The following is a 10,146-nucleotide window of genomic DNA, read 5'->3' as shown; positions in this document are numbered from 1 at the left end:
TATGTCGAAAAAAGATCAAATTATTGAAGAAATTAGAAAAATTTACGATCCTGAGTTACCAGTGAATATTTATGAACTAGGTTTGATTTATGATATAAAAGTTGAGGATGATAAATTTGCAAAAATTAAAATGACTTTGACCACTCCTAATTGTCCAGTTGCTGAAAGTTTACCTAAAGAAGTTAAAGATGGTGCAATGCAAGTTGAGGGTATTGAGGACGTTGATCTTGAATTAGTTTGGGACCCACCTTGGAATAAAGACATGATGTCAGAAGCTGCAAAACTGGAGTTAAATTTATAATGAATCCAATTATTAAATTAAGTGATAATGCTGCGGAAAGAATTAAAGAAATTATGTCTAATGCAGAAAAAGATTCTTTAGGTGTAAGAGTTTCAGTTAAATCAGGAGGTTGTGCTGGTATGTCTTACGTTATGGAGTATACCAAAGAAGTAAATCCAAATGATGAAGTCATTGAGGAAAAAGGTGTAAAAGTATTTGTCGATTCTGCAGCTATTATGTATTTGCTTGGAACAGAAATGGATTACAAAAAAGAAGAGCTATCTTCTTCATTTGTATTCAATAATCCAAACGAAACAGAGAGATGTGGTTGTGGGGAATCCTTTAAAATCTAGCAAAAGTTGAATATTCCCATTTAACGCATATCAGTATTGCATCATACGCATACCTAGTATATATATCTAGGTATGAATAAATTTGAATTTAAAAATCTTGTTAAAAACCTAAAAGATACAATTAAAGAAAGAACTTTCTTTAAAGATTTACGTAAAGAAGTTGAGACCGGTGCAAACGGTACTCAAGATTACGTTGTTAAAAAAGGTATTAACAAAGATACAATTGCAACAACCAGACAGTAATTAAATATTAACTACTGTAATACATCTCAAACTCTACAGGATGAGGTGCGTGTTCAAATTTATGAATTTCCTCAAACTTAAGAGCTATATAAGCATCGATTTGGTCGTCAGTAAATACACCACCTTGAGTTAAAAACTCTCTATCCTTATCTAAACTTTCCATTGCTTCTCTTAAAGATCCACAAACAGTTGGTATAGCTTTAACTTCTTCTGGTGGCAATTCATATAAATCTTTATCAAAAGACTCACCTGGATGTATTTTATTTTTAATTCCATCGATACCAGCCATTAGCATTGCTGCAAACGTTAGGTAAGGATTACCTGCTGCATCTGGAAATCTAATTTCACATCTTGCACCTTTTTTACTTAAAGTAATAGGAATTCTACATGACGCTGATCTGTTTCTCGCAGAGTAAGCTAATAATACTGGTGCTTCAAATCCAGGAATTAATCTTTTGTAACTGTTCGTAGTAGAGTTAGCAAAAGCATTAATTGCTTTAGCGTGTTTTAAAATTCCACCAATATAGTGTAATGCAGTTTCTGAAAGTCCTGCATATGCTTCACCTGAAAATACGGGAGTATCACCTTTCCAAATAGATTGGTGAATATGCATACCCGAACCATTATCACCCGCAACTGGTTTTGGCATGAAGGTTGCAGTTTTTCCAAATGAATGTGTCACCATTTGAACTACATACTTATAAAGTTGAACGTTATCTGCTTGGTTAACTAAAGTTCCAAAATACATACCAAGTTCATGTTGACTTGGAGCAACTTCATGGTGGTGTTTTTCAACTTTGATACCAACTTCTTTTAAGTTTTTTAAATATTCACCACGCATATCTTGTTCACTATCTACAGGTGGCACAGGAAAATAACCTCCTTTGATTTGAGGTCTATGTCCCATATTTCCATTTTCATATTCTTTACCTGAATTATATGGACCTTCTTTACTATCAATTTTAAATCCACTTTCATTCATATCATTTTTAATTCTTACATCGTCGAAAACAAAAAATTCTGGCTCAGGTCCAAAAAACGCTTTATCACCAATACCTGATGCTTTTAAATATTCCTCTGCTTTTTTTGCAACTCCTCTTGGATCTCTTTCGTAAGGATCTTTTTTGATTGCATCTAAAATATCACAGAACAAAACTACAGTATTATGAGACGTGAAAGGATCCATGAACATTCTTGCAGTATCAGGTTTTAAAATCATGTCAGATTCGTTAATTGCTTTCCATCCAGCAATAGATGAGCCATCAAAAAAAACTCCTTCATTAAGCATGTCAGCATCCACTATTGATGCATCCATAGTTAAATGTTGAAGTTTTCCTCTTGGATCAGTAAATCTTAGATCTACGAATTCTGCTTCTTTTTCTTTAATAAATTTTAAAACGTTTTCTGCACTCATTTTGTCTCCTATGTAATTTTGATGGAGCTTAATTAGCAAAAAAAAGTTAAAAAATAATGCTTATTTAATAAATAACACCTATGCATTTTTTACATAAGTAGTGTATCTATTCAATCAAATTAAGGAATTTAATAAATTCAATGGAATCAATACTAAATAAAGAACCGGTAAAAAGGGCAGAAAAAGCTCTTAAAACATTCGATCAAAATTTAAATGTTATCGTCTTAGAAAAAACAGCAAGAACGGCCAATGATGCTGCTACAGCTTTGGGTTGCAACGTTGGTGCCATTGTTAAAAGTTTACTTTTTAGGGCAGGTGAAACTTATATATTAAGTTTAGTATCTGGAGACAAACGTTGCTCATTAAATAAATTAAAAAAAATTCTCAATGAAAAAGACGTGTCTATGGCATCTCCTGAAGCCGTTAAAGAAAATACTGGATATACAATTGGTGGAGTGTCTCCAGTAGGGCACTTGAGGCGATGTAAAATCTTTATTGATAAAAGTCTTGAGAGATTCCCAGATATATTTGGAGCAGCTGGACATCCAAATGCTGTTTTCAAAATAAATTATAATAAATTAATTGAAATAACAAAAGGAACACCAGAAGATATTATTGAATGAGAGAACCAAAACTAATTGATTATAGTTTATTAACGTTGCTAGCATTAATTTGGGCATCTGCTTTTTTTAATATTAAAATTGCAACCTATTCATTTGGACCTGTTACGATTGCATTTCTAAGAGTTTTTTTTGGCTCAATTCCAGTTTTACTACTTTGCTTTTACAAACAAATTAAAATCGAGGCATTTTCAAAAGATTGGTATTGGTTTGCGATGATTGGATTTATAAATTTAGTAGCTCCATTTTTTTTAATAGCATATGGGATTAAATCTGTTCAAAGTAACTTAGCAGCAATTTTAATGTCATCAACTTCACTTAGCTCAGTAGTACTAGGACATTTTTACACCAAAAATGAAAAATTTAATTTAATTAGAACAACAGGAGTTCTAATTGGATTTTCAGGAATAGTTTATTTATTTTCAGATAATTTATTAATTAATGAAAATAACTTTACTTCAGCATTATTAATTTTGTTAGGTGCTACCTGTTATGTAATTGGAGGTCTTTTAACATTAAAAATAAGTAAGAAAAAAAATGAAAATGTAACCAGTTCAATTTTGATTTGGGCTACTATTATATTATTACCTTTAGTATGTTTAATTGAACAACCTTGGAAAACTGTTCCAAGATTAGATTCTACTTTTTCAGTTATTTATCTTGGGTTGGTATCTACTGGAATTGCTTGGTTATTGAGATTTAGAATTTTAATTAACAATGGTTTAATTTTTCAATCTCAAGTATCTTATTTAATTCCAATATTTGGTACCATTTTAAGTTATATCTTTTTAAAAGAATTAATAACAACGAAAGTTATAATTTCATTGATAGCAGTTGCTACAGGTATCTATTTTGTAAGAAAAGGTACAAAATTTAAATAGTGTTTTTTATTGCCTCTATATGTGATGGCCGAGTTTCACAACATCCTCCAAGAATTGTGGCACCATTTTCTCTAAATTTTTTTGCAAAAATTGATATTTTTTCAGGATCTAAATCTTTTCTTTGACCTAAAAAACTATTGGGGTTCGATCCATCATTTTCTTTATACTGAGAAGTATAACCACCTTTTGGTTTAGTTGTGATAAATCCGTTTAATTTGAAACCAAATGGAACTTTAAGTTTTTGAATTTCATCTAAATTATTCTCATAATTTTCAGGTGAAACACATGCTAGAATTACTCCTAGGCAATTTTCAGTAATTATTGAATTAATTGCAGAAATTTTTTCCCCACTTGGTAAAGAGTTTCCTTCAGAAATATGAACCCCAACTAAGTATGGTTTGTTAAATTTTTTAATAGCTTCTATTCCACATCTAATTTCTTTGATACTACTCCAAACATCAAAATAGAAAAAATCTACTGAAGGGTTTAGTATTTCTGCTAATTCCAAATGATCTTTTGTGATTTCTTTTTCACTTCTCTTGTCTTCTTCATATGTCAAATCTTGAGGCGGGAGTCCTCCTGCAATCTTAATGTGAGGATTATTTAATTTAGCTTTTTGTGCAATTTCACACGCTTTCTGATTTAAGAATTTAAATTGATCTTCTATTCCATTTTCTCTCAATCTTTTTCTTCTCGTTGTAAAAGTTGTAGTTACAATTACATCAGCTCCAGATTTAATAAAATCATTATGAATATTAAGTATTAAGTCGTGGTATTTTTCCTCAATTAAAGCATTTGCACTCCACAAAGTTCCTTTAGGTTCCATACCTCTAGCCAATAATTCTTGACCCATTCCACCATCTAAAATTTTTGTTGTTTTAAAAAAATCTTTATTCATTTTATCCTCACTTTTTTAGTGCTTAAGCTACATGCAGGTGCACAATATAGTTCAACTACCTTGCTAATTAGATCTATTGGGAATTTCCATTTTAGCAGTTTATGCCCGCAATAGGATCAAATCGGCAAATTGATTTATATAATATTATTTAAATTTGTAAATTATTTATTAAAAATTATTTTAGCATTGAAAGAAAATGATCTTCTTTCTTCCTCAATATTAAATGGGTAGGCTGTATGCATTAAGTAATTGGGAAATATTAAAAGATCGCCTGTTTTTGGTATCAAATTAAAAATACTTTTTGAAAGAAAAGCTTTTTGTCCATTAATAAAATCAATTGTTCCATTGGTTTTTATTTTTTTATTTTTAACATTTTTATTTTTTGTCATATGTTTTGGAATTTTTAAATAACCAACACCTGACAAGTCTCCTTCATGATAATGTATAGGATTATACTCATTTTTGTATTGGCTAACGACCCACAGGTTTAAAATTTTAATTTCTTTAATTTTTTTAATATTTTCTTTAGCTAGAAAAATTTTAATATTTTTTATTAATTCTTTTTCTAAATTTATTTTTATAAAATTTTTAGAAATTTGAACTTCTTTTCTAATTTGACTTGCTAATTTTGGACTATAATCATTGGATTTTGAGAAGATTTTTGTATCAACTTCCTTGTTAAGTTTTTCTAAAAATTTTTTAGAAATTTTAGATTTTCCTATTGAAGGCCCAAATGGTTTAAAATTTTTCATGAGAGATTAAATATATCAAAAAATAATTAATTCAACTTATGCAATAAGTGTTATGCCCATTCTTATAGCAACAAAAATTACTAGACATGCAGTCATTAGAGCTAATATTTTGTTAGACAGGAATTTTATATTTAAAAAACTTCCAATTTGGCCACCAATTAAGACAGCAATAAATAGTGGCCAGTAATTTAAAAATTCGTTAAAGACTATATCCTTTGTTAATTGTCCTGCTATGCCAAAAATTGAATTTACTAAAATAAATAAGGATGCAGTACTTGTTATATGTTTTGGAAGCCCTGCTTTCATCAAAAATAAAATAGGACTTAAAAATATCCCACCACCAATACCTACCAAACCAGACATTAAACCAATTATTGATCCTATTAATATTGATAAAACTAGGGGTGTTTTTTTAATTTCAATTTTTTGTTTGTTAAAGGATTTGCTTTCAATAAGTAAAAAAACTCCAGCTGATATTAAAATAAAGAAAAGTAAAATTTCAAATAAATTTTTTTCAATAGAGATCGATGCTCCTATAAAAGCAAGAGGTATAGAACCAATTAAATAAGGATAAAGTAAATTAAAATTAATATTCTTTGATTTTAAAAAATTTATAGAATTTCCAGAAACTACAATAATATTACAAATCAAAGCTAAAATTGGAAAAATATAGTAAGGGACATCCCAAATTAAAAGTAATGCAAGATAAGTAGAGCCACCACCAAATCCTATGCTTGAATATAATACTGCAGTTATAAAAAAAAATATTGTAAGTATAATCATTAAAAAAATTTATTTATGATTGTAAATATAGCTTTACTAACTGTAACAGATACAAGAACAATTGATAACGATAAATCTGGTGCGATCTTGGTTGAAAAAATTAAAGAGGCAAATCATCAATTAATTGACAGAAAAATTTGTAAAGATAATAAAGAAGATATAGTTAAAATTCTAAAAGACTGGACTAATCATAAAGATATTGATGTTATCATTACAACTGGTGGCACAGGTTTAACTGGAAGAGATATTACACCCGAAGCTGTTGATGAAATAGCAGATAAACATATTCCAGGATTTGGCGAAGTTTTTAGGACTATTAGTTTAAAAACAGTTGGTACGTCTTCAATTCAATCTAGAGCTTGTGCAGTTCTATCAAATGGTAAATACATATTTGCCTTACCAGGATCCTCAGGAGGAGTAACAGATGCTTGGGACGGTATCCTTAAACATCAATTAGATATTAATCATAAACCTTGTAATTTTGTTGAATTGTTTCCTAGACTAAAAGAGAAATAAAAAAATATCTCATTATTTTTCCAAAACTTACAAGCAATAAAAAAATTAAAAATTTAATTCTCATCGTTCCAGCGACAAAAGTAAGTGGATCACCAATAATTGGTACCCAGGCAAATAACAAAGACCATTTACCATACTTTTTAAACCACTTAGACGACCTATCAATTTGTGTTCTACTAAATGGAAACCATTTTTTATTTTGAAATTTAAGTAAATAAATTCCTAGAAACCAATTGAAGATAGATCCTAAAATATTTCCAAAACTTGCAAAAAATATTAACAAAAATTTATTATAAGTTTCTGATAATAGATAAGTTGCCAATATAGCCTCTGATGAAAAAGGAAGTATAGTTGCCGCTAAAAACGAAATAATAAATAGACTTAAATAAGCAAACATTAACTTGAATTGAATAGAAAGTTATTTTTGGTATTTTTCTTTCCATTCAGAGTAGGGCATTCCATAAATATATTGCCTTGCATCAGGATCTGATATTTCTACTCCTTTTTTTTCAGCTTCTTCTCTGTACCATCTAGACAAACAATTTCTGCAAAATCCTGCTAAATTCATTAAATCAATATTTTGTACGTCTTTTCTCTCATCTAGATGTTTTATTAATCTTTCAAGTGTAGCTGATTGAATTTCTTTTTTTAGATTATCATCCATAATTTACGTTCCTATTTTTAATTTTAATTCTTAAAGCAAGTAAAACAAGTATTATTGCCAAATATACTAGTGGTCTAAAAAAAATTGTTTTAGATAACCATATATAATGAAGAGCTCCAAATATCGCTATTACATAAATTAATCTGTGTAATTTTTTCCAATTATTTTTTAATAACTTCATCATCATTTGAGAAGATGTAATTGCCAATGGAAGCAGTAATACCCATGCCGCAAATCCAATAAAGATGTATTTTTTTTTCAGAACATCATCAAGTATTGGCTGTAAATTAAATCTATAATCTATACCTATGTAAGTAAGCAGGTGAAGAGATGCATAAAAAAATACAAACAATCCCAACATTCGTCTAAAACTTATCCAAATATTTAAACTAGTTAGCCTTTTAAGTGGTGTCATACTTAATGTTAGACAGATAAATATTAAAGTCCACTCTCCAGTAAAATGAGTAATTTCTTTTACAGGTTCTGGCCCAAGTTTATTGAAGTATATTTTATAAAAAATTAATAAAAACGGAATTGTGCTTAAAATAAATACACCTGGTTTAAAATATTTTCTCATTAAAAATATTTTTTTAGATCCATCCCTGTATATAAATTTGCAACTTCATCTCCGTAACCATTAAACATGAGCGTTTTTACTCTTGGCACCCAAATATCTTTACCAATTATTCTTTCTGTTGCTTGAGACCATCTAGGATGATCTACATTAGGATTAACATTAGAGTAAAATCCATATTCTCGTGGAGATGCCCACATCCATGATGAAGTCGGCATTTTTTCTACAAATTTTATCTTAACAATTGCTTTTGCACTTTTGAAACCATACTTCCAAGGGATAAATATTCTAAGAGGCGCTCCATTTTGATTTGGAAGCTTTTTACCATATAAACCTGTTACAACTGTAGTTAAAGGGTGCATTGCTTCATCAATTCTTAATCCTTCTTTATAAGGCCAGTTCAAAACCGGATATCTTTGACCTTTCATTTGTTCAGGATCATAAACACTTTCAAATTCAACATACTTCGCTTTGCTAGTTGGGTTTACTTTTGACAATAATTTACTTAACGAAAAACCCATCCATGGAATTACCATTGACCATCCTTCTACACATCTTAATCTGTATATTCTTTCTTCAGAGGTAAATGTTTCGGTTATTTCTTCCATAGAAATTTTGATAGGTTTTTCAACTTCACCCTCTATACTTATTGTCCATGGTGATGTTTTAAAATTTTGTGAATTAACATAAGGATCACTCTTTGAAGTACCGAACTCATAATAATTATTATAAGTTGTTATATCTTTAAAACTTGTAAGTTCATTCCTATCATCAGCTTGAGATTGACTTGCAAAAGGAATTGTGGCTAAAGCTAAAGAACTTGCTCCATACCCAAGAGATTTAACAAAAGATCTTCTATTTTTATAAATTTTCTCTGGTGTTATTTCTGAATACTTAATTTTTTTCATGAATAATAGGATTTCCTTTTAACCAATCACTTTGATTATTTGTGTAATGTTCTTTTTTCCATATAGGAGACCTTTTTTTAATTTCTTCAATTATATATCTTGATAGTACATAAGCCTCATCTCTATGCTTGCACGCAACTGCTATAATAATACTAATTTCGCCTAAGTTTAAGTAACCTTTGGCATGTTCAATAAAAACACTCTTATTCTTTATGTTTAGTTTTTCTTCTGCCTCACTATAAATTTCTTCAAAACTTTTTATTACCAAAGCATCATGGCTATCATATGTAATACCTAAAACACTTTTATTATTATTTTGATTACGAACTGTGCCACTAAAAATTAGCGATGCTCCAAAATCATTGGATGCTATAAATTTTTCAGCATCAATTAATGATAATTTTTTAACTTTACTATCTATAATGTCAGTATGAAGCATTAGCCTCCTCCAATTGGAGGAATAATACCAATTTTTTCATTGTTTGTGATTTTATAATTGTCGCTAACAATATTATTTTTTTCTGAACAAAAAGCTGAAGAGTTAATGATTTTTATATAATTTTCATTTCCATTGAATTTCTGATCTACATATTGAATTATTTTATTCCTTATATCCTTGATTGTTGTTTTTTGACCCAGATCTAGTTCTAATAAATTTTGGTCATTAAAATCTCTAGCAGCTCCAAACAACTCAATTTTAACTTTCATAAAGTTTAGAAAAAATCTTTTAAAAAATTAGGAAGTCCATCTGGATTTTTCCATAATCCAGTTTTTCCACCTTCTTTAATTAATAATTTTACATTATCTATTTTTAGATGAGGATTTACAATTTTGCTTAAATCGTAAATTGTAATCAGAGCTGCATTTACACCCATTATTGCTTCCATCTCTACACCTGTTTTGGCATAGGTGGAAACCACACAGTATACTTCTAGTGAACTATCTTCTTCATTCATTATGATTTTAGTAGCCGTATGATCTATTGGAAGAGGATGACACAAAGGTATTAATTCACTTGTTTTTTTAACACCTAATACTGCCGAAACTTCTGCTAAAGTGATTGGATCACCCTTAGGCATCTTTTTACTTTTAATAAGTTCAAATACCTCTTTGCCAACATAAATTTTTCCTGATGCCAAAGCTCTACGGAATGTTTCTTTTTTTTCAGAAACATCAATCATTTTAAATGAATTTTTTTCAAAAATTTCTTTTGCCCAGTTTTTTAAATCATTGTTAGTTACAATTTTTAAATTTTTCATC

17 protein-coding genes and 1 riboswitch are annotated in these 10,146 nt (G+C 29.2%); of the genes, 6 read left to right on the top strand and 11 right to left on the bottom strand.

From position 1 onward, the window contains the following. The first annotated feature begins 1 nt into the window (after position 1). From ACTTA6_RS03980 to ACTTA6_RS03970, 3 genes are all read left to right on the top strand, one after another. Positions 2 to 301 (top strand): SUF system Fe-S cluster assembly protein, encoded by a 300-nt coding sequence (locus ACTTA6_RS03980; RefSeq protein ID WP_075506523.1) that lies wholly within the window; start codon positions 2 to 4, stop codon positions 299 to 301. Next, positions 301 to 633, top strand: a complete 333-nt coding sequence (locus ACTTA6_RS03975) for a HesB/IscA family protein (RefSeq protein WP_075506524.1) — start codon at positions 301 to 303, stop codon at positions 631 to 633. Before ACTTA6_RS03980 ends, ACTTA6_RS03975 begins: the two co-directional genes overlap by 1 nt. 72 nt (positions 634 to 705) lie before the next feature. Beyond that, positions 706 to 876, top strand: coding sequence for a hypothetical protein (locus ACTTA6_RS03970; RefSeq protein WP_428080472.1), 171 nt, complete (start codon positions 706 to 708; stop codon positions 874 to 876). A gap of 7 nt (positions 877 to 883) precedes the next feature. Here the strand turns inward: ACTTA6_RS03970 and glnA are convergent, their stop codons facing one another. Continuing rightward, positions 884 to 2,290, bottom strand: a complete 1,407-nt coding sequence (gene glnA / locus ACTTA6_RS03965) for a type I glutamate--ammonia ligase (RefSeq protein ID WP_440614615.1) — start codon at positions 2,288 to 2,290, stop codon at positions 884 to 886. 140 nt (positions 2,291 to 2,430) lie between these two features. Between glnA and ACTTA6_RS03960 the strand changes: the two genes are divergently transcribed. Together ACTTA6_RS03960 and ACTTA6_RS03955 are read left to right on the top strand one after the other, a co-directional pair. Then, the gene (locus ACTTA6_RS03960) at positions 2,431 to 2,913 is read left to right on the top strand and encodes a YbaK/EbsC family protein (protein ID WP_440614614.1); all 483 of its coding nucleotides are present in this window, start codon (positions 2,431 to 2,433) and stop codon (positions 2,911 to 2,913) included. Beyond that, positions 2,910 to 3,791: a DMT family transporter gene (locus tag ACTTA6_RS03955; RefSeq protein WP_440614613.1), complete on the top strand. Its 882-nt coding sequence runs from the start codon at positions 2,910 to 2,912 to the stop codon at positions 3,789 to 3,791. The genes ACTTA6_RS03960 and ACTTA6_RS03955 overlap by 4 nt, the downstream gene beginning before the upstream one ends. On the opposite strand, the gene ACTTA6_RS03950 is transcribed toward ACTTA6_RS03955, so the two are convergent. The 3 genes from ACTTA6_RS03950 to ACTTA6_RS03940 form a co-directional block, all read right to left on the bottom strand. Continuing rightward, complete coding sequence (locus tag ACTTA6_RS03950) at positions 3,784 to 4,689, bottom strand: homocysteine S-methyltransferase family protein (RefSeq protein WP_440614612.1); 906 nt, start codon at positions 4,687 to 4,689, stop codon at positions 3,784 to 3,786. The two genes, ACTTA6_RS03955 and ACTTA6_RS03950, sit on opposite strands and share 8 nt — an antisense overlap. A 7-nt stretch (positions 4,690 to 4,696) precedes the next feature. After that, positions 4,697 to 4,759: riboswitch (SAM riboswitch) on the bottom strand. Positions 4,760 to 4,850: 91 nt separating this feature from the next. Continuing rightward, a complete protein-coding gene (locus tag ACTTA6_RS03945; protein WP_440614611.1) occupies positions 4,851 to 5,441 on the bottom strand; it encodes a putative 2OG-Fe(II) oxygenase in 591 nt (196 codons plus the stop codon). Between the two features lie 36 nt (positions 5,442 to 5,477). Then, positions 5,478 to 6,224 carry a sulfite exporter TauE/SafE family protein gene (locus ACTTA6_RS03940; protein WP_440614610.1) on the bottom strand — a complete coding sequence of 249 codons (747 nt, stop codon included), beginning with the start codon at positions 6,222 to 6,224 and terminating at the stop codon, positions 5,478 to 5,480. A 15-nt stretch (positions 6,225 to 6,239) separates the two neighbouring features. On the opposite strand from ACTTA6_RS03940, the gene ACTTA6_RS03935 reads away from it, so the two are divergent. Continuing rightward, a complete protein-coding gene (locus tag ACTTA6_RS03935; protein ID WP_440614609.1) occupies positions 6,240 to 6,740 on the top strand; it encodes a molybdenum cofactor synthesis domain-containing protein in 501 nt (166 codons plus the stop codon). Here the strand turns inward: ACTTA6_RS03935 and ACTTA6_RS03930 are convergent. From ACTTA6_RS03930 to moaC, 7 genes are read right to left on the bottom strand one after another with little or no spacing between them, the layout of a single operon-like run. Then, a complete protein-coding gene (locus tag ACTTA6_RS03930) occupies positions 6,721 to 7,137 on the bottom strand; it encodes a YqaA family protein (RefSeq protein ID WP_440614608.1) in 417 nt (138 codons plus the stop codon). The two genes, ACTTA6_RS03935 and ACTTA6_RS03930, sit on opposite strands and share 20 nt — an antisense overlap. A gap of 21 nt (positions 7,138 to 7,158) precedes the next feature. Next, positions 7,159 to 7,404, bottom strand: coding sequence for a DUF1244 domain-containing protein (locus tag ACTTA6_RS03925; RefSeq protein ID WP_440614607.1), 246 nt, complete (start codon positions 7,402 to 7,404; stop codon positions 7,159 to 7,161). Then, on the bottom strand, positions 7,397 to 7,981 hold the full coding sequence (locus tag ACTTA6_RS03920; RefSeq protein ID WP_440614606.1) for a sulfite oxidase heme-binding subunit YedZ: 585 nt from the start codon (positions 7,979 to 7,981) through the stop codon (positions 7,397 to 7,399). Before ACTTA6_RS03920 ends, ACTTA6_RS03925 begins: the two co-directional genes overlap by 8 nt. Then, the gene (gene msrP, locus ACTTA6_RS03915) at positions 7,981 to 8,886 is read right to left on the bottom strand and encodes a protein-methionine-sulfoxide reductase catalytic subunit MsrP (protein WP_440614605.1); all 906 of its coding nucleotides are present in this window, start codon (positions 8,884 to 8,886) and stop codon (positions 7,981 to 7,983) included. Before msrP ends, ACTTA6_RS03920 begins: the two co-directional genes overlap by 1 nt. Continuing rightward, positions 8,873 to 9,325, bottom strand: coding sequence for a molybdopterin synthase catalytic subunit (locus tag ACTTA6_RS03910; protein WP_440614604.1), 453 nt, complete (start codon positions 9,323 to 9,325; stop codon positions 8,873 to 8,875). The genes msrP and ACTTA6_RS03910 overlap by 14 nt, the downstream gene beginning before the upstream one ends. Beyond that, the gene (locus ACTTA6_RS03905; RefSeq protein WP_262589501.1) at positions 9,325 to 9,594 is read right to left on the bottom strand and encodes a molybdopterin biosynthesis protein MoeD; all 270 of its coding nucleotides are present in this window, start codon (positions 9,592 to 9,594) and stop codon (positions 9,325 to 9,327) included. Before ACTTA6_RS03905 ends, ACTTA6_RS03910 begins: the two co-directional genes overlap by 1 nt. Before the next feature lie 5 nt (positions 9,595 to 9,599). Then, positions 9,600 to 10,145: a cyclic pyranopterin monophosphate synthase MoaC gene (gene moaC, locus ACTTA6_RS03900; protein WP_440614603.1), complete on the bottom strand. Its 546-nt coding sequence runs from the start codon at positions 10,143 to 10,145 to the stop codon at positions 9,600 to 9,602. Position 10,146 lies beyond the last annotated feature (1 nt).

This window comes from Candidatus Pelagibacter sp. HIMB1636 (assembly GCF_052047675.1).
GTDB lineage: Bacteria > Pseudomonadota > Alphaproteobacteria > Pelagibacterales > Pelagibacteraceae > Pelagibacter.
The sequence above is the reverse complement of the archived record's forward strand: the minus strand, read 5'-3'. Positions and strand labels throughout refer to the sequence as shown.

Coding starts and splice junctions, on each gene's coding strand:
- ACTTA6_RS03930 (WP_440614608.1), bottom strand. CDS start 7,137: ATGTTTGCTTATTTAAGTCTATTTATTATTTCGTTTTTAGCGGCAACT.
- ACTTA6_RS03910 (WP_440614604.1), bottom strand. CDS start 9,325: ATGCTTCATACTGACATTATAGATAGTAAAGTTAAAAAATTATCATTA.
- ACTTA6_RS03980 (WP_075506523.1), top strand. CDS start 2: ATGTCGAAAAAAGATCAAATTATTGAAGAAATTAGAAAAATTTACGAT.
- ACTTA6_RS03950 (WP_440614612.1), bottom strand. CDS start 4,689: ATGAATAAAGATTTTTTTAAAACAACAAAAATTTTAGATGGTGGAATG.
- ACTTA6_RS03955 (WP_440614613.1), top strand. CDS start 2,910: ATGAGAGAACCAAAACTAATTGATTATAGTTTATTAACGTTGCTAGCA.
- ACTTA6_RS03905 (WP_262589501.1), bottom strand. CDS start 9,594: ATGAAAGTTAAAATTGAGTTGTTTGGAGCTGCTAGAGATTTTAATGAC.
- ACTTA6_RS03960 (WP_440614614.1), top strand. CDS start 2,431: ATGGAATCAATACTAAATAAAGAACCGGTAAAAAGGGCAGAAAAAGCT.
- ACTTA6_RS03970 (WP_428080472.1), top strand. CDS start 706: ATGAATAAATTTGAATTTAAAAATCTTGTTAAAAACCTAAAAGATACA.
- glnA (WP_440614615.1), bottom strand. CDS start 2,290: ATGAGTGCAGAAAACGTTTTAAAATTTATTAAAGAAAAAGAAGCAGAA.
- moaC (WP_440614603.1), bottom strand. CDS start 10,145: ATGAAAAATTTAAAAATTGTAACTAACAATGATTTAAAAAACTGGGCA.
- msrP (WP_440614605.1), bottom strand. CDS start 8,886: ATGAAAAAAATTAAGTATTCAGAAATAACACCAGAGAAAATTTATAAA.
- ACTTA6_RS03935 (WP_440614609.1), top strand. CDS start 6,240: ATGATTGTAAATATAGCTTTACTAACTGTAACAGATACAAGAACAATT.
- ACTTA6_RS03920 (WP_440614606.1), bottom strand. CDS start 7,981: ATGAGAAAATATTTTAAACCAGGTGTATTTATTTTAAGCACAATTCCG.
- ACTTA6_RS03925 (WP_440614607.1), bottom strand. CDS start 7,404: ATGGATGATAATCTAAAAAAAGAAATTCAATCAGCTACACTTGAAAGA.
- ACTTA6_RS03975 (WP_075506524.1), top strand. CDS start 301: ATGAATCCAATTATTAAATTAAGTGATAATGCTGCGGAAAGAATTAAA.
- ACTTA6_RS03945 (WP_440614611.1), bottom strand. CDS start 5,441: ATGAAAAATTTTAAACCATTTGGGCCTTCAATAGGAAAATCTAAAATT.
- ACTTA6_RS03940 (WP_440614610.1), bottom strand. CDS start 6,224: ATGATTATACTTACAATATTTTTTTTTATAACTGCAGTATTATATTCA.